Raw genomic sequence first — 16729 nt, forward strand, 5'->3', positions numbered from 1 at the left:
GCGTTTGCGCGGAGGCGACTTGGTGGTCGCCGCACAAGTAAACGTGCAGATTGACGCCGAGATTGGCCAAAAAGACCATTTCCGGGTGGATCTAGATAAGATACTGGTTTTCCGCTTCCCGCAGGAGATCGTCCCGGAATTTCGGGTGCGCGAGGCTGATGATCGCAAGGGCCCTGTCGCGGGTGGACTTTCCCTTCAGGTTCACGATGCCGTATTCCGTGGCTAGGTAGTGGGTGGCTGTCCGCGGGACCGTCACGACGGCGCCGGCCCGCAATTGGGGCACGATCCGCGAGACCTTTCCGTCGCGTGCCGTCGAATAGAAGGCGATGATGGATTTTCCCCCTTTCGAATCGAAGGCGCCGCGCACGAAATCGAGCTGCCCGCCTGTCCCGGAATACTGCGCCCCATCGAGGCTCTCCGAGTTGCATTGCCCCAGCAGATCCACCTCGATAGTGGCATTGATGGAGATGAGTTGGTCCTGCCGTGCGATGTTGGCTGGATGGTTGATGTAGGAGACCGGATAGCTTTCGCAGCTCGGATTGTCATGGACGAAGTCATAAAGCTCCCGGTCCCCGAGGACGTTCGTGAAAAGATGCTTTCGCGGATGAAAGGTCTTTTTCCGACCGGTGGCCACCCCCTTCTTGATGAGTTCGGCCAGCCCGGGGCAGAACAGTTCGCTGTGGATCCCCAGATCCTTTCGATCGAGCAGGTACTCGCAGACCGCGTTCGGGATCCCCCCGAAGCCCACCTGAATCGTCGCCCCGTCCGGCACCTCGGCAGCCACTAGCCGCCCGATGACAGCGGCCTCCGGCTTCGCCTCGGCGGGCCGCGATTCCAGCATAGGGGCCTCGTGTTCGATCAGGGCGTCCACCTCCGAAATGTGCAGGAGCGAGTCGCCGAAGACCCGCGGCATGAGCGGGTTCACCTCGACAATCAGCTTCCTGCAGGCGCGAGCGGCGGTGCTGATGTAGTCGTTCACGGCCCCGAAGGTGAAAAAGCCGTTCTTGTCCATCGGGGAAACGGTCGTCAGAGTCACGTCGACATCCATGAACTCCCGGATAAACCTTGGCACCTGGTGAAACTCGTTGGGAACGAAATAATTCAACCCGACGCGCACGAGGTTCCGGTCAGCCGGCGATACGAACCAGGTGAAAGAATCGACGCAGTCGCTCAAATCCGGCGCCAGATACGTGGCCGAGGCGTGCTTTCCGGGAAGCAGGCTGAAGATCCGGACCTTTTTGAGATCGCCCGCCCGCAGGCGTGCGGCCAGCGCCCCGAGCAGGGCCGGCGGCTCCCCGCAGACCATGCCGTGGACGATGGTGCTCCCGTCGGCGATCTCCGCCACTGCTCGCTCCGGTGTAACCCGCTTTTTTTCATACCATTCACGAACCATAAAATACGGGTCCTTTCCCCGTTCTCTCCGCCAGGGCGGAGCGTTCCGCCGATCTTACGCCCGGGCGCTTGTCCCGTTGAATCATCCTGTTGACTCAGTTCCCGTGCAGACCAGGCCCGACATCACGCAGCCACTCACGGCTCCCTCAGAGGGGCACATGCACGCGGACTTTCGGCGCTGAGTATGAAAGAATGCGGCGGACCTGTCAAGCCGCCGCTTAAAGGGCTCTACACCCCGTGCGCATCCGCCTCGGGCGCTGCGGCACCCGGCCCCTCCGAACGACCCGGCGAGGCGATTTCTTTTGCCGCGGGAGTGCCCTCCGGTATATGATCTACCCCAGCCAGCCCGGCTGCAACCACCTGGCGCCAGGAGGAAAACATATTGACCACGGACAGTTACAAGCAAGCCGATCTGATCGAGCTGCACGATGCGGGCATCATCCTTCAACGCGACGGCTCCGACCCGCGCCTCGGCTGGAGAGAATTCAATCTGCACGGGGAGACCTACCTCATCGACGACGAGGACATCGGCACCTTTCTGGGGGCATTCGGGATCGACTACGACCGGGGCGTCCAAATCCACAAAGCGCGGACCCGGATCGGGTCCGGTCAGTCGCTTGAAGGGACGGAGTTTCCCCAGCGGATCGCCACCCTCCTCGCGAGGCCCGAAGGCGCCAGGCTTCTCTGGATCAAGGCCGAGTTGTGCCTGGAAAACGAGGCCGGCGAAGAGGAGCGCCGCTGGCAGGAGATCACCTACTCGGGGGCCTGGTCGGTCTGGTGGGCGGCGCGCGGTCCACAGAGCGCCGTGGAGGAGAGCGGGCCGGCTTGACCTTTTCGCCCATGCCGGCGCATCCACTCCCCCCGCGGCCTTCAGCATACCAGACGGCGTCCGCGCAGCCCGCTCTCAAGAGCGCTGAATCCGCTCCATCTCGAAGAACAGGTCTTGTTCCCGGACGACGCCCACCGCCTTTTTCCCGTCCATCACGAGGAGCCGCCGCTCGCCCATGCCCGCCATCGCGTAGGACGCCTCCATGAGGTTCGCCTCCGCATCGATGGTCGAGGGCCTCCGGGACATGACCTCCTGAACCCGCTTCTTGACGAGCTTTTTGACCTCGATCGTGAACATCCCCTTCCAAAACATCGGCGAGTACTGAATGCTGTCCGCCGTCGAAGGCTTCGGCGCACTCAGATAAGCCGGCATGATCGCCTCCAGAAGATCCTTGATCGTGAGGACCCCCTGAACCTCGCCCCCCCGGTCCAGGACCAGGACGGAACGGTGCCCCGTCTCCATGATGCGGCTTGTGGACAGGCTGGCGCCGTAGCTCTTTCGAAGGGCCTCGACGGCCTCCCCGACGCTCTGCTCGGTCGTCACCGTTGTGTAGTTCTCGAAGGGCACCATGATGTCTTTGACCGTCTTTTCCGCCGGCGGGCCGCCCTTTTCGACCGACCGGACGGCATCCCCGATCTTGGCCGCCAAGACGTCGATGTCGCAGGGCTTGGTCAGGTAGTCGAACGCGCCCTCCTTCCGGGCCTCCTTCGCCGAGGGGAGCGCCCCGTGCCCCGTCAGCATGATCACCGGCAGGTTGGGGGCGCGCTTCCGGATCTCCTTCAGGGCGGCATGACCGTCCATGCCGGGCATCTTGATATCGAGGACGACCACGTCCGGATTTTGCTGCAGCTGTTCGATCGCCTCCTCGCCGGATGCGGCCAGGATCGTTTCGAAGCCTTTGCGGGTCAGCAGTTTTTTCGTGGTGGCGCGGAACTGATCCTCGTCGTCCACCATCAGAACCTTGATTGCACGATTCATCGGATCCGCCTCCTTCTCAGAACGGTTTCAACCCCGGCCATCCCATCCACGCCCAATAGGTAACGCCCATCAGGGCCAGGCCGATCATGTTGGTGATCCACAGGATGACGCCCACCCTCAAAAAGTCCTTGGCCTCCAGATACCCGCTGGCATAGACGATCGCGTTGGGCGGCGTGCCGATCACCAGACAATAGGCGAAGGACGAGGCGATGGCGGTCCCCATCGCCATGAAGGGGATCATGGCGGTGCCCGGGTGCACGATGCCGGCCATGGCCAGGGTCACCGGACCTACGGCGGCGCAGGCCGGGCCATCGGCCATGATCTGGGTGATCAGGGCGGTGATGACATTCCCGGTCAGGAGCAGACCGATCCCGTGCGTGACCCCCAGCGGCTCGGTCACCTGCAGCAGTGTGCGGGCGATCCAGTAGGCGCCGCCGGTCTCCACGAGCACACGCCCGAAGATGATGGCGCCGGCATACAGCCAGACAACCCCCCAGTCGACCTTGGTCTGAAAGTCGCGCCAGTTGACTACCCCCGACAGGATGTAGGCGATCGCGCCCATGACGGCCAGGACGCCGATCCCGAAGTCGATGCCGGTCCACTGGAGCAGAAGGTTTTTCTCCGTGATCCAGGAGAAAAGCATGGCAAGAAAGATCACGAGGGCGATGATCTGCTCACGCGTCCATTTCCCGCCCCCCACCCTCGCCGTCTCCTCCTTGACGACCGCAAAGGCCGCGCCCAGGTTGGTCACGGCGGGCTTGAAGCGCCAGTTCAGCACCACCCAGCAGACGGGCATGAGAAAGACCAGAAACGGGACGCAGTAGATGCACCATTGCCCAAAACCGATGGAGAGGCCGAACATGTCCTCGGCATAGTTCATCATGATGATGTTGCGCGCGGCGCCCGAGGGGGCGAGGGAGCCTCCGAGGTTGCAGGCCATGGCAATGGTGATCATGAGCATTTTGGCAAGCTCCGGGTCGTCCTTCCCGGTCGCGGACGTCGAGGTCGTATAAAGCATGATGCCGATCGGGAGGAACATCGCCGCCAGGGCGTGGTCGGACATGAACATGGTCAGCGGCGCGATGATCACCACGATGATGAGCGTCACCCACTTGATGTCCGGGTTTTTGAGCTTGCCGAACATCATCATGGCGATGCGTTTGTCCACACCGGTCTTGACGAACGCGGCCGCGAACATGAGGCTCCCCATGATGAACCAGGTCGCGTCCGACCAGTAGAGCGAGGCGACGTTCTTGCGCGTGACGATGCCCGTCATGAGGGCGATCACACCGATCGAAAGCGACACCATGGGGAGCGGCATGGCCTCGGTCACGAAGCACAAGACCACGAAGAGGACGATCCCCACCGCGGCTTTCACGTGAAAGCCGGCCTTCAAGGCCTGCGCCTGGTCCTTCTCATCGAGCCGATCGAAGGTCAACTCCTCGGTCCTCAGCTTGTAGCCGCGATCCATAAGGGCGCGGAACGCCTCCGGGCTTATCTGGGAGGCGAATTGCATGACCTGATCGAAATGGGTCTTCGTGGTGGAGACCCCGTTCTCTCTGCACCACTTCTCTGTCCGACTGAGAAAGGACTTTTGGCTGAAGGACGACTTCTGCAGATTCGTCTCCATCATCCGGACCATCTGGATCTGCCACTGCTCGAGGTCGGCCGGCTTCTGGTTGAAAAGCTCCCCGGCGAACAGCTCCTCCACATACTTAGGCCCGAACGCGTACTCGACGCCGACGTCCAGCATGCTCTTCGGGGTTGGAATGATCAACATGATCAACAGCAGCCCCAAAGGCAAACTGAACAGTTTCCAATTGATGAATTTATCGTAGCCCGAAGGCTTCTTTTTATCTTCCGTCATAGATTCCTCCTCCTGTCCGCAGGGGTTTCAGACCGCCCACGCGGAGAGCCCGAAGACCGCCTGCGGCGCGACCCCGGAAATGACCTTTGAGTGTCCATCTGCGGAAATGATTCCCCGGTACCAACCAATTTCCAATCCGGAATTGAGGGTTTTTTGCCCATATCAAGGAAATCAGACCGTTGCGAGCAAGCGGCCTCCAGGTCGCCGAACAAGCAAACGGGCAGATTGACGCCGAGATGAGCAAAAATGCATTTCCGGATGGAAGCCTCTTAGGACTCGAAATGGCGAAAAGCTTCCGTACGATCCATGAATTCCCGTCAGCGCGATAGCGATATACTCCGCATCCCTCCTGTATCGGCATTGAAGCAACCGGCGCACGGGTTTCCCGCCTGAAGAAAAACACCTCCGCATCCTTTGCAGCTCTCTTCGGATGTCCAGGGTTCCGGCCTGCGGTTCGTCTCCCCTGCAAACGCGGGGGAAAACGGCCCGTGCGAAACGACAGGGCATCCAGCGGGAGGCGCCTTCTCCACGGATAGCGCCGCTCTGAGGACAAAGGTCTTCCGGCCCGGCAACGACCATCTGGAAGGCCCTACCCGGTCGATTCAATTAGCGTGCCAGGGGGTAAAGGCCGCCCCGCGCCGACTGAGCGGCGCGGCCAAGCCCGTCAGGACAGCCGTTTTCGCGGCGGGTGCGCTTCCTCGGGACGCGCGGCCGGGTTGGCCTGTCAGACCTTTTTTCAGGCTGTAAAAAAAAGCGATGACACTGCCGGTCGTAGAGAGTGCGGAGGAACGATCCTCGGGCCGGAAGGGGCGGAGAACCATATCCACGGTATCTGCAAAGGAATGGCCATCGGGCAGGGAAAGAGAAGGATAGTCTTTAACAACGGGTTGAAAAACCCAAGTGTAGGCCGTCAGAAAGCGGCGGGGTGCAAGGCTGGCGAAACTTCGTCGAAAGAGGCGCCCCTCCAGGTGCGCCGCAGCGCAACCGGATGGCCGCTACGCAGCAGAGGGGCGCTTTCTAACGGCCGGTCAAGGCGCTCAGGGAAGGTCTTCCAGCCAGGACGACTCTCCGAACCAATGGTTCGTGAGTTCCTCCAATTCACCGCTCCCGTCCAGCAGCATCAGAAAATTTTCCACCCAGTTCGCATAAAGCGGATCGCCGGCCGGAAGTCCGATCCCCAAAGGTTCGAAGGTCATCGGCGTGATCAGCGAGATGAGCCCTTCGTCGGGATAGCGGAAGACCGAGATGATGCAGATCGGATAATCGGCGATGAAGATGTCGGCTTCGTTCCTGATGAGCTGTTGGATCGCCTCGTCGTAATCCTGGGCGAGCGAGAGCTTCGCATCGGGGATCTCATCCTCGACGAGCGCCTGGCTCGTAGAGCCCCTCAAAGCAACGATTTTCAAATTCGGACGGTTCATTTCGGACGGATTCCTGATGTCGGCCAAGGTCTGCTCCCGGGTGAGGATCGCCTTTCCCGAAAGGAAGTAAGGCCCGACGAACATGCTCTTCATGTTGCGCGCCGGAGTGATGGTCATACCGGAGAGCACCAGATCCACCCTGCCGGATTCGAGCGCAGGGAGCAGATCCGCAAACGCCATGCTCTGGGTGCGCAGATTGACACCCATGGCGTCCGCCATCTGCTTCGCAAGATCCACTTCGAGCCCCATCAACTCACCGCTCTTGCTGATGAAATTCAACGGGGGCTGGTTCCCGGACATCCCCACCACCAGTTCCCCGCGTGCGGCGATCCGGTCCAGATGCGACGCCACCACCGGAACAGCGGCCGTTCCCTGATTGAACTGCGCGCAGGCACCCGACACCATAACGCACAACATCACCACGACAACTTTGAATCCCCTCATCGCCTCTCTCCTTTCAATCCGTCCAGTCGTTCAAGAAAAACTTAGATCCTCTTCAAATCGAGCCCTTCGCCCGTGCCCTCCCGCCATCGGAAAACCGGTCCGGGCTTGGACGTTATAACGCTGCCAGGTTGCAGACGACCGTCAACATCGATCGATTTCTTCGGGCGCACACCGTTCGACTCTTTCCTCTGCATACGCCCAGGCCGACAGAGCCCCTGCCGGCGGCGCCTCCGGCTTCGATCCTGCCGTTCCACGATCGTAGCAAAGGGCGCCGAGGAAAAGCGGCCATTCTCGATGGATCGGGGCGCAGAGGCCTGGATAAACCCTGGAGCAGGGAACCGAAGCATCTGATGCGCCTACCCCTGCGAAGGCAGGGCCGTAAAGTACGAACCTTTCAATACACCGTGGATGACCGGGAGAACCCGCTCTGGGGGCGGAGAATAATCGAACACCACCTTGAGAAAAAGCATGACGATGCGATAGGTTGCACCCCAGAGAAGCTCCCTTTGCCCGCCGTCCTGATGAACGAAGCAGGGAAAATCCTCCACGAGCTTTCCGGGCCGGGCGGCCTCGAGCCCCTGCATCTCGACACGGTAAGAAGCGTAGCGGCTGCTTTGGAGCAGGTGTCGAAGGGGAATGCACACCACCTTTTCCACCTCCCAATTGGGCTGGAAGCGCTTCTGCCAACCGACCCACGCGACCATCGGGTATATGACCCGCTGAAAGATCTCGAGCGAGTGCGAAGGCAGCGGGCCCAAAAATGACACCCCAAACGGGTTCAGGCGCATTTCTTCGAAGCTTTCCCTCAGGCCCGTGGCCAAAAGCAGTGCGAGGCGGCGCGCCTCGCGCGGCCGCTCCCGGCGCCAGACCGGCCAGCCAGGCCAGCGCGTGAGGGGTGAGAACGGCAGCTGCAGCACCTTCGAAAGCCAGCAGTCCAGGCGCGGAGCAGTCCTTCCGCCGGGGAAGCAAAGGTCCCCGGGCTGTCTGACCCGCTGTGACCGTTTGTTCAGGATGAGGCTGGGATCGCCTCGGAAGGCCCCGGACGGGGCCGGCCCCAATGTGAACAGCACAGCGGACGTGGTGAGGTCTTTGGTGAGCCCTCCAGGAAAAAGCCGCCCCCTTCGATTCGCCGCCTCGAGCCGCTCTTCGATGCACCGCCGCGTGACCAACCCCTTTCCGGACGCCCTCATCATAGGCAACATGCCGCGCTGCGTGGGGGGCGGAGCCGCGCGCAGCAAACCTTGTTCGATCCCGCCCCTTCCCGGGCCTCGGCGTATTCACTCGACAACATAGAGGGGTCTTTCGAGATGCGTCCCCTTGCAGCGGGGGCAGCGGCCGGGGCGTGTAAAACGCTGTCTGTCCTTGAACACATACCCGCACTTGAGGCACCGGAACGCCCGAATGACGAGTCTCTTTCCCAGGCGTCCCACGCTTCTGGCGACATGCGGCAGGTGGGCGTAGACCTCCTTTTCGGCGATGTGAAGCTCCTGCGAAATCTCGATCGCAGTCATTTCGCCCGCGCAGAGAAGGTCGATCATCCTCTGCCGGATAGTCTCCGGAACCTCTTCTGCACCGCGCCCTGCGTCTTCATCCCGTTGCATCGAAGGCATCCCCCTCCCTGCCCGGCAGAGGCTCAAAGGCGCGCGCGTTCAGGGCGCCGGCCGGTCGCTCCGGTGGACCAGGCCAAGGTAAGGTTTTCAGCTCCGGAGAACCGGCGCTTCAATAAGGACGGGACCCAGCCGCAAAAGCCGTTCTCACCCTCGAACAATCCGCAAGGTCACGGCGTTTTCCCTGTCGGGGCATTCCACCACCATTTCATCCCCCGATGCCCAGGGATAACGACCCCCGAACTGCATGACACTCAAGGTAGGGAAGATATCGTGGTAGAAAAAGCCGCACAAGCCGCCGCTGTCATAGCAGCCTATCGAAAAACGGTCTCCCTGCCTGTGCCCCGCACTGCAATGCCCCTTGACGGAGAGGACCTCCGCCTGGAGAGGCTGGATCGAAGCCGGACTTTCCGCCATGCTGTCTGCCTCCAAATCGAATAGACCAAACGGGTTTCAGAAAACCGGATCCCGAGGGCCCCTCCGAATCCGATCAAAACCAGCCCGAGCCGCCCTCCCCTGCTGGGCAGGGTCAGCGCTCCTTTCGGCAGATGCAGTGCCGCTCTCCGCAGACATCGCATACATAGACGACCTCTGGAACGATCTGTTCAGCGGCCTGCCGTCCACCGCCCTTTCCGCCGTCGCCATTGATCTTTTCCCTGAGACGCGGCGAAGATCTGAAGACCACGACCCGCCGGGCCTCCAGCTCGATTCCATTTCCGGTCGCCGGATTCCGGCCCTTGCGCGGCCCCTTGTCTCTCACCTCGAACTTGCCGAAGCCGGAGATCAGGAGGTCTTCACCTTTAGCCAGGGTAGACTTGACGATCTCAAGCACACGGTCAACGAAAACGGCCGCCTTTTTCCGGGTAAATCCCCGCTCCGCCAGCTTCCCTGTCAAATCGGATTTGGTGAGTGTCACGACCTTCCTCCTCGAGCTTCTTCGAATGCATGGCTGCCTGCGGCTGCATGGCAAACGCGGTCAATCAACCTCGAAATACTTCACGGGAAGGGCCTCGGGCCGCCCCTCGCCGCGTTCGATCAGATAATGGAAGAATAAATCGAGCGCCCGCCGCTTCTCCTCTTCCAGATCGTATTCGATCTTCTGGAGGTAGCGGCGGCAAGCTGCCGAGGACATGGGGATGCGCGGGGCGACCCTCCGGCTGATCTCCTCCAGTTCCTCCCTGCCCTTCGCCGCGCAGCGCATCAGTTCCGAGCGGATCTCCGACACGCACTCCGGGTGCTCCGCACTGAAGGACTCACGAACCACCCAGAGGGCGAATACGAAAGGCAGGCCCGTTCTCCGGTACCATTCCTCACCCAGGTCGATCCGCACCCCCGACGTACCGCCCTCGGCCAGCTGCAAGGCCTCGTCACCAATCGCCATCACGCCCGCCACCGGTTCCCGTTCACCCCTCAGATCCAGAATGTCACCGGTCCGGTAGCGCGGATGAACCCCATGGAACTCCTCCAGGATCACCTTGACGAGGGCCGCAGAGGTCTGGCTTTTGGAACTCAGGTAGACCAACCGCCCGTCCAGTTCCCCGGGCAGAACGTCCGCAAAGAGGAACACGCTGCCGACGGGCCCCGTCGAACTGATGGAAAGGCCCGGCAGGACCTTGTAGAACTCTGGACGAACGGCGTATTCGTGGGAGGAAACGAAAGCGACGTCCAATTGCCCACCACTCAGCAGACGATTGAGCGTCGCAGGCGCCGCCTCCGTGATGAGCCACTCGGGCCGGTGGACGGTCCGCTGCCAGACATCGTAGATGGGAGCCGTATTGATGAAGTTGACCATCCCGATCCTGGCTTCCACTCTTTCAGTCATGGTACTCGCACCCGTTGATGATCCTCCCGCAGCCGGGGCTCGGCAAGCTGTTGAAGAACAGCCGGCTGCGCCTGTCCGATGTCGCGTAGTTCAGGGAGCGCCTGCAGCGGCCGCTGCACCGCCCGCAGCCGGCAAGGCCCCCATCCTCCGGAGGGCGCGGTCGTGCGCGCCGGAAAGCCCTGCCAGGGCCGCCAGAGCACCCAGCAAGGCCAGAAACATATCCCACTGGGTATCCCACACGTCTCCCTGCGTTCCCAAAAACGCCTCTGCACCCTGACCGAACGCCAACGCGGCCCACCACTCCAGAAGCTCATAGAAGGCGCTGAACGCGAGGCAGACACACCATGTCAAAAAAAACAGCCATTTCCCGGGCCTCAATGGCGAGCGGCGAAGGAGGACCTCCCGCGTCAGGATGGCCGGGATGAATCCCTGGGCAAAGTGCCCCAGCCGATCGTAATGATTGCGGCTCAATTCCAAAAGGTCCTGGACCCAGAACCCCAATGGAACCCTCGCATACGTATAATGGCCGCCGAGAATCAGTATCAGCGCATGCAGCGTCAACAGGCGGTAGACAAACGTACTCAACCTGAACGAATCATAGGTGGCGATCAGAATCGCCCCGCCGAGAAGGACCGGGAGCACCTCGAGGATCCAGGTCCCCCAGTCAAATGGGCGAATACCCGAAACGATCAGCGCCCCGAGCGTGACCGCTGCGAGCACGAGCGGTTCACGGTTCGGCTGGCCCGCCCGCTCGTTCCGGGAGGCCGTTTTTCTTCTGCCGCGCGGATCCAAACCCATCGAAAGCCTCCAGCCACAAAACGCCCGGGGCTCCGAAGCCCGGCGCACATCACGCTCCATCCTAAAAAATCGGCCGCAAAAGAGCCCTCTGCCGCCGGCCGGTCCAATCACCCGCCCATCCCGCATCGGTTCGTCCGACCCGCTTTATAGCACAAGATCCTGAAAAGCGCTATCACCCAGAAAAGAATAAAAGCCCCCGCGGCCCGGATCGTTTCGACGGTTCCGCCGGCGTTTTCCCTTCACATTTCACGCAATCGTGCTATAAATAAGCCAGGTTTTGCCCGTAAACGACCCATGGGCGCACCCGCCGGAGCGGGCAGCAGGCCGGCGTGTGCAGTCGTGGCCTGTCTGTCCCGCGCACCCTCAGCCGGCTTCCTGCTGCCCGCGGCCACCTTCGGTCCGCGGGGACGAAGCGGCACCAGGCGGTGAAGCGGCTTTTCCGTTTCCGGTCCGGAAACTCTCCGGGATGCGTCATCTTTTGTTTCAGCGGGCCCCTCTCGGCGGGGTGCCCGCCCTGCAACGCCCACAGGATTTCAAAGGAGGGCGACCATGAACCGTCAGGAAATCGAAGAAGCCCTGTCCAACTGCGAGTTGTTCTGTGATCTCGCCGCGGAGGACATCCGTCAACTGGCGACCCTGTGCGAAGTCAAACCGTTCCGGGCAGGCGAGCCCGTCTTCCGGCAGGGCGACCTGGGTCAACACCTGTATATCGTGCTCGATGGCCATGTTCTGCTGCAGCGGTCGGTGGACCTCGGGCACCAGAAGGGCCATGTCGCCATCGGTCTTCTCGGCTCGGGCCGGGTCTTCGGCTGCTGGTCGACGCTGCTCGACCAGCCCCACAACCTCATGGCCAGCGCCGTCTGCCAGAAGCCGACCCGGGTCCTGGTTATGAACGGCAAAGACCTGCGCCGGATGATGGTCGACAAACGCGAACTCGGCTTCGACCTGCTCGAAAAGCTCTGCGTCATCCTCCGGGACAGGATCCGCTCGGCCTATGGCGCAATGGAAAAGATCTAAGGAGTCTCCACCCGGAAACGGTCTTTTGTGCCAATCCCGGTGTCGATCTGCCCGTTTGCTTTTGCGGGGAGATGCACTACAGGTTGCCTCCCCGCAAAAGCTTGCTTTCCTCGATGCTGGAAAAACCGGGACCTGCCGCGAAGCGCCCGGACTTGGCACTCCCATGGTGTGAAGAGACCGCGAACCGGCCCGCAGGAGCGGGACTGGGCACGCGAAGCGTGTGAAGATACCGGGACCCGCCCCGCAGAGATGGGACTGAGCACGCGAAGCGTGTGAAGAGAAATTCCTCATTCCCCGATTGGAGACGGCTTTATACCGGAAAATCCATTCCGAAGGACACGCAATCCCAGGCGCCCTTCGCCGCACTCAAGAGGCAGATCCATGGCTGATACGATCGAGGCCGAGGAAAGGGAGATGGTCGAGGACATCACCTCCTTCCTCGCTGGGTATTCCAAAGAACGCCGGCATCTCATTCCACTGCTCCAAACGATCCAGCAGCGCCACAAGTACCTCTCAGAGGACGCGATCCGGCTCGTGGCCGGGCACCTGGAGCTTTCCCCCTGCGAGGTTTACGGGGTGGCGACCTTCTACAACCAGTTCCGGTTCAATCCGCCGGGCCGGAACCAGATCAAAGTGTGCCTTGGAACCGCCTGCCACGTGAAGGGCGGGGATATCATCCTCGAGAACTTCGAACGTAAACTGGGCATCAAGGACGGTGAAACAACCCTCGACCGGGAGTTCAGCATCGAGCGGGTCGCCTGCGTCGGGTGCTGTGCACTGGCCCCGGTGGCGCTCGTCAACGAGACCGTCCACGGTCATGTGGCCCCGAGCAAGGTGGAGGGGTTGGTCCTGGGATTCCAGTTGGCCAAGGAAAAGGCAGAACGCGAGCGACGAAAGGAAGCATCGGGTGAGCGACAGGGAACAGATTGATACGCTTTTCACGGCCATGCGGGAAAAAGCCGAGGCGCAGATCGCAGCGGAGTCCGAAACCGCCCTTCCCACGATCGTGATCGGCATGGCGACCTGCGGTCTGGCGGCCGGCGCCCTCGAAACCAAAAAGGGATTCGAAGAGACGCTCCAGGAACGGGGCATCGAGGCCCGCATCAAGAGCGTCGGCTGCATCGGCCACTGCTATGCCGAACCGGTCGTCATCGTGCACAACCCGGGCTTTCCCCCGATCCTCTACCACCAGGTCACGCCGGGCAAGGCCCGGATGCTCGTGAGATCCTTCCTCGAGGACGGCGACCCGCTCTTCGAGTACATGCTCGGGGCCATGGAAGCCAATGACATGATCCCGGCGGTGGGCGACTTCCCGCGCTTCAACCGGGAGGAGCGCGTCGTCCTGGATCTGTGCGGCGACATCGACCCGGAGCGCATCGAGGCCTACATCGCACGGGGCGGTTATGCAGCGCTTGCCAAGGCGCTGCAGGGCCAGCCGCAGGGGGTCGTCGCCGAAGTGAGCGATGCCGGCCTGCGGGGCCGCGGCGGCGCGGGCTTCCCCACGGGGCGGAAATGGGCCCTGGCCGCCGGGGCCGAAAGCGCGGGCAAAACGGTCATCTGCAACGCCGATGAGGGCGATCCCGGCGCCTACATGGACCGGACGATCCTCGAGAGCAACCCCCACCAGGTGCTCGAGGGGCTCGCCCTCTGCGCCTATGCGGTGGGGGCGAAGGAAGCGGTCGTCTACGTGCGCGCGGAATACCCGCTCGCGGTCAAGACCGTCACACGGGCGATCGAGCAGGCCGTCAGATGGCGCCTGCTCGGGAAGGACATCCTGGGGTCCGGCGTCGACCTGGACGTCTCGGTCTTTCAGGGCTCGGGGGCCTTCGTCTGCGGCGAGGAGACCGCCCTGATCCAATCGATCGAAGGCCGCCGCGGGATGCCGCAGCACCGTCCGCCCTACCCGGTCGAAAAGGGCCTGTGGGGGCTGCCGACCGTCATCAACAACGTGAAGACCCTCGCCTCCATTCCCCGGATCCTGCAGGGCGGTGCGGAGTGGTACCGCACCATCGGCACCGGGAAGAGCCCGGGCACGGCGATCTTCTCCGTCGTGGGGAACGTCACCCACCCGGGGCTCGTCGAGATCCCGATGGGGGTCACGCTCCGCTCCCTCATCTTCGAGGTCTGCGGGGGGATCCCGAAGAAAAAGCGCTTCAAGGCCGTGCAGATCGGCGGCCCGTCGGGCGGCTGCCTCCCGGCGGAGTTTCTGGACACGCCCATCGACTTCGATTCGCTCTCGCAGGCGGGGGCCATGATGGGCTCCGGGGGCATGGTGGTCATGGACGAAGACACCTGCATGGTCGACGTCGCCCGCTACTTCCTGGACTTCACCCAGAAGGAGTCCTGCGGCAAGTGCACCTTCTGCCGCATCGGGACACGCCATCTCCTGGACATCCTGGAGCGCATCACCAAAGGGGAGGCCCGCGAGGGCGACCTGGACCTGCTCGACGAGCTCAGCCGCGACATCCAGGGCGGCTCGCTCTGCGCCCTCGGCCGGACGGCCCCGAACCCGATCCTCACCTCCCTGCGGTATTTCAGGGAGGAGTACGAGGCGCACGTCTATGAAAAGCGCTGCCCGGCCATGGTCTGCCGGGCGTTGACCGCGTTCTACATCGATCTGGACAAATGCGCGCGCGGCTGCGACGCCTGCGTGGGCAGCTGCCCGGTGGAGGCGATCTTCACCACGCTGAACCGGAAAAAAGGCATCGATCAGAGCCTCTGCGTCAAATGCGGGGAATGCATGGTGGCCTGCCCGCCCGAGTACAGCGCGGTCTGCAAGGTCTCGCCGCCCGAAAAGGCCCCGATCATCGAGCGGCCGGCGAAGGCGGCGGAGGGCTGATTGTTCTACAGTTGACGCAGTCAGCACATCGAAAAGCGGCCGCTCCCAGACCGGCCGGGGCAGCACAAAGCCGAACTCCGGCATCGTTTCCGGGGCCCCGAGCTGCGGAGCGCCGCGCCTGCAGCGCCTGAACGGGCCCGCCGTTTTTTTTGCCGGGCTTCTTTACGAGCCCGTTCTCCAATCGGCCGGCCGCCCGCTCCGCCGCGCCGACACAGCGCAGGAAGCATGACGCAAAGCAGGATATTTACCGCTTTGGAGCCGACTCCGAGGCGCCTCGCCAGGAAAACGGACCGCACCCGTTCAGGCGGTCTCCGAAAGGACTAAAACAGGCTGCAACCATGGTGACGATCATTGTAGACGATACGGAAATCCAGGCTGAAGAGGGCGCCAACCTTCTCGAGGCCTGCCTCGACAACGGGGTCTTCATCCCGAACCTCTGCCACATCCCGGGGCATAGCCGGCCCCGGGCCTCGTGCCGGATGTGCTTCGTGGAGATCGAGGGCATGGGGCGCCCGGTCACATCCTGCACAGAAACCGTGCGCGACGGCATGCGGGTCCGGACCGGCACCGAGCGCGTCCGTCGTCTGCAGCGGGCCGGGCTGCAGTTCCTGCTCTCGGTCCACGACGTGGACTGCGGACACTGCCCCTCCAACAAGCACTGCCCGCTTCAGGACATCGCCCGCTTCCTGAAGGTAAGTCTCAAGTCCAAGAAGCTCGACAAGATCCTCAGCTCCCCCCCGGTCATTCGCGAGCATCCTCTGCTCGATTACTACCCGAACCGCTGCATCCTCTGCGGCAAATGCCTCGATGCCTGCAGGCGCAAGACGGGGCAGCCGCTTCTGACCTTTGCCAAGCGCGGGTTCGAGACCGTCATCAGCTTTTTTGGAGATCTGGAGAGAACGGCGCTTGCATGCGGGGAGGAGCCGGCCTGCGCCGCGGCCTGCCCCGTAAGCGCCATCCGCCTGCACAGCGCAGGGGAAAATGCTCCGGAGCCCTGAAAGGCGCGTATTGAAGACAGAACCCGGCCGGGGCGCGAGGCCTCAGACCAGGCCTCGAAAGCCTCTCCGGCCGGGGCGTTGAAATTCGTCTCCTGCGGCAAGCCTTGACAGGCGTGAAAGACCCTGCCCCACAGTCTCCGGCGGGCGGAAAACCGCAGCGGATCGAAGCCTATCGTCCAGGTCACCGCAAATCCCGCTGCAGCTCGTGTACGGGTGGCCTGCGGACCTCAGCCGAGGCGCTTCAGCTCCGCTTCGCTGAGGGCGATGCGGGCCTCGGCAAGCCTTTTGTAGTACTTTTGCACCTTTTCCAGATTCCCGGCAGCCACGGCCTTCACCAGGTCGCCCTCGAGCTCGGCCACTTCGAGCAGCTTGTAGTAGTCGAGGGACTCCTTCAGGTGCGCCAGGACGATCAAACCGGTCAACACGGGGTGGTTGTTCGTCACGTTCGCATCGGCAAACTGCATGCCGTGCTCCAGCTCCACCTGCAGACCGTCCCGGAACTCCCCGAGGTCGATCGGCATATTTTCCACATTGACCCCTTGCAGAATGACTTTCGCCTCGTCCAGAGACACCTCCGGCACCTTCTTGGCCGTCCAGTCGCTCAACTTCAATTCCCTGCAGACCTTCTGCACCTCGTCAACCGTCACGTATTGCGGAACCTGCATCGTGTTTCTCCTCCTCGAAAGAATGGTTAGTTCTCTGTCAAAACCTGTAGCT

General features: G+C 62.3%; 16 protein-coding genes. 5 read left to right on the plus strand and 11 right to left on the minus strand.

Features of this window, described 5'->3' with window-relative positions; all coding sequences use genetic code 11:
- Positions 1-91: 91 nt before the first annotated feature.
- The gene (locus H567_RS0110360) at positions 92-1393 is read right to left on the minus strand and encodes an acetyl-CoA hydrolase/transferase family protein (RefSeq protein ID WP_028321349.1); all 1302 of its coding nucleotides are present in this window, start codon (positions 1391-1393) and stop codon (positions 92-94) included.
- A 381-nt stretch (positions 1394-1774) separates the two neighbouring features.
- On the opposite strand from H567_RS0110360, the gene H567_RS0110365 reads away from it, so the two are divergent.
- Positions 1775-2221, plus strand: a complete 447-nt coding sequence (locus H567_RS0110365; protein WP_028321350.1) for a hypothetical protein — start codon at positions 1775-1777, stop codon at positions 2219-2221.
- Positions 2222-2296: 75 nt separating this feature from the next.
- Here the strand turns inward: H567_RS0110365 and H567_RS0110370 are convergent, their stop codons facing one another.
- The 9 genes from H567_RS0110370 to H567_RS0110420 all read right to left on the minus strand — a co-directional run bounded on the left by H567_RS0110370 (position 2297) and on the right by H567_RS0110420 (position 11158).
- A complete protein-coding gene (locus H567_RS0110370; protein ID WP_028321351.1) occupies positions 2297-3199 on the minus strand; it encodes a response regulator in 903 nt (300 codons plus the stop codon).
- 16 nt (positions 3200-3215) lie between these two features.
- Entirely contained in the window at positions 3216-5066 is a 1851-nt protein-coding gene (locus H567_RS0110375; protein ID WP_028321352.1) for an SLC13 family permease, read from the minus strand.
- Between the two features lie 1037 nt (positions 5067-6103).
- Positions 6104-6931 (minus strand): transporter substrate-binding domain-containing protein, encoded by an 828-nt coding sequence (locus H567_RS0110385; protein WP_051184711.1) that lies wholly within the window; start codon positions 6929-6931, stop codon positions 6104-6106.
- A gap of 356 nt (positions 6932-7287) precedes the next feature.
- The gene (locus H567_RS0110395) at positions 7288-8124 is read right to left on the minus strand and encodes an NUDIX hydrolase (RefSeq protein ID WP_153306140.1); all 837 of its coding nucleotides are present in this window, start codon (positions 8122-8124) and stop codon (positions 7288-7290) included.
- Positions 8125-8208: 84 nt separating this feature from the next.
- On the minus strand, positions 8209-8532 hold the full coding sequence (locus H567_RS0110400; RefSeq protein WP_051184727.1) for a transcriptional regulator: 324 nt from the start codon (positions 8530-8532) through the stop codon (positions 8209-8211).
- Between the two features lie 153 nt (positions 8533-8685).
- Positions 8686-8955: a TIGR04076 family protein gene (locus tag H567_RS24275; protein WP_035254067.1), complete on the minus strand. Its 270-nt coding sequence runs from the start codon at positions 8953-8955 to the stop codon at positions 8686-8688.
- A 112-nt stretch (positions 8956-9067) separates the two neighbouring features.
- Complete coding sequence (locus H567_RS24280; protein WP_084517133.1) at positions 9068-9454, minus strand: integration host factor subunit alpha; 387 nt, start codon at positions 9452-9454, stop codon at positions 9068-9070.
- A 60-nt stretch (positions 9455-9514) separates the two neighbouring features.
- Entirely contained in the window at positions 9515-10360 is an 846-nt protein-coding gene (locus H567_RS0110415) for a menaquinone biosynthetic enzyme MqnA/MqnD family protein (protein WP_028321356.1), read from the minus strand.
- 90 nt (positions 10361-10450) lie between these two features.
- Positions 10451-11158, minus strand: a complete 708-nt coding sequence (locus H567_RS0110420; protein WP_051184728.1) for a DUF2238 domain-containing protein — start codon at positions 11156-11158, stop codon at positions 10451-10453.
- A gap of 549 nt (positions 11159-11707) precedes the next feature.
- Here H567_RS0110420 and H567_RS0110425 point away from each other — a divergent pair.
- The 4 genes from H567_RS0110425 (at position 11708) to H567_RS0110440 (ending at position 16012) form a co-directional block, all read left to right on the plus strand.
- Complete coding sequence (locus tag H567_RS0110425; RefSeq protein ID WP_028321358.1) at positions 11708-12175, plus strand: Crp/Fnr family transcriptional regulator; 468 nt, start codon at positions 11708-11710, stop codon at positions 12173-12175.
- Between the two features lie 381 nt (positions 12176-12556).
- Positions 12557-13105: an NADH-quinone oxidoreductase subunit NuoE gene (gene nuoE, locus H567_RS0110430; RefSeq protein ID WP_028321359.1), complete on the plus strand. Its 549-nt coding sequence runs from the start codon at positions 12557-12559 to the stop codon at positions 13103-13105.
- A gap of 16 nt (positions 13106-13121) precedes the next feature.
- Positions 13122-15014: an NADH-ubiquinone oxidoreductase-F iron-sulfur binding region domain-containing protein gene (locus H567_RS24285; RefSeq protein WP_051184729.1), complete on the plus strand. Its 1893-nt coding sequence runs from the start codon at positions 13122-13124 to the stop codon at positions 15012-15014.
- A 338-nt stretch (positions 15015-15352) separates the two neighbouring features.
- Positions 15353-16012 (plus strand): 2Fe-2S iron-sulfur cluster-binding protein, encoded by a 660-nt coding sequence (locus tag H567_RS0110440; RefSeq protein WP_028321360.1) that lies wholly within the window; start codon positions 15353-15355, stop codon positions 16010-16012.
- A gap of 227 nt (positions 16013-16239) precedes the next feature.
- On the opposite strand, the gene H567_RS0110445 is transcribed toward H567_RS0110440, so the two are convergent.
- Positions 16240-16677 (minus strand): DUF5661 family protein, encoded by a 438-nt coding sequence (locus tag H567_RS0110445; RefSeq protein WP_028321361.1) that lies wholly within the window; start codon positions 16675-16677, stop codon positions 16240-16242.
- Between the last annotated feature and the right edge of the window lie 52 nt (positions 16678-16729).

This window comes from Desulfatiglans anilini DSM 4660, assembly GCF_000422285.1.
In the GTDB taxonomy this organism is placed as follows: Bacteria; Desulfobacterota; DSM-4660; order Desulfatiglandales; family Desulfatiglandaceae; genus Desulfatiglans; species Desulfatiglans anilini.

Bases quoted from the DNA above. Each gene is read 5' to 3' on its own strand.
- H567_RS0110360 (WP_028321349.1), bottom strand. From the start codon at position 1,393: ATGGTTCGTGAATGGTATGAAAAAAAGCGGGTTACACCGGAGCGAGCA.
- H567_RS0110370 (WP_028321351.1), bottom strand. From the start codon at position 3,199: ATGAATCGTGCAATCAAGGTTCTGATGGTGGACGACGAGGATCAGTTC.
- H567_RS0110375 (WP_028321352.1), bottom strand. From the start codon at position 5,066: ATGACGGAAGATAAAAAGAAGCCTTCGGGCTACGATAAATTCATCAAT.
- H567_RS0110385 (WP_051184711.1), bottom strand. From the start codon at position 6,931: ATGAGGGGATTCAAAGTTGTCGTGGTGATGTTGTGCGTTATGGTGTCG.
- H567_RS0110395 (WP_153306140.1), bottom strand. From the start codon at position 8,124: ATGATGAGGGCGTCCGGAAAGGGGTTGGTCACGCGGCGGTGCATCGAA.
- H567_RS0110400 (WP_051184727.1), bottom strand. From the start codon at position 8,532: ATGCAACGGGATGAAGACGCAGGGCGCGGTGCAGAAGAGGTTCCGGAG.
- H567_RS24275 (WP_035254067.1), bottom strand. From the start codon at position 8,955: ATGGCGGAAAGTCCGGCTTCGATCCAGCCTCTCCAGGCGGAGGTCCTC.
- H567_RS0110415 (WP_028321356.1), bottom strand. From the start codon at position 10,360: ATGACTGAAAGAGTGGAAGCCAGGATCGGGATGGTCAACTTCATCAAT.
- H567_RS0110420 (WP_051184728.1), bottom strand. From the start codon at position 11,158: ATGGGTTTGGATCCGCGCGGCAGAAGAAAAACGGCCTCCCGGAACGAG.
- H567_RS0110425 (WP_028321358.1), top strand. From the start codon at position 11,708: ATGAACCGTCAGGAAATCGAAGAAGCCCTGTCCAACTGCGAGTTGTTC.
- nuoE (WP_028321359.1), top strand. From the start codon at position 12,557: ATGGCTGATACGATCGAGGCCGAGGAAAGGGAGATGGTCGAGGACATC.
- H567_RS24285 (WP_051184729.1), top strand. From the start codon at position 13,122: ATGCGGGAAAAAGCCGAGGCGCAGATCGCAGCGGAGTCCGAAACCGCC.
- H567_RS0110440 (WP_028321360.1), top strand. From the start codon at position 15,353: ATGGTGACGATCATTGTAGACGATACGGAAATCCAGGCTGAAGAGGGC.
- H567_RS0110445 (WP_028321361.1), bottom strand. From the start codon at position 16,677: ATGCAGGTTCCGCAATACGTGACGGTTGACGAGGTGCAGAAGGTCTGC.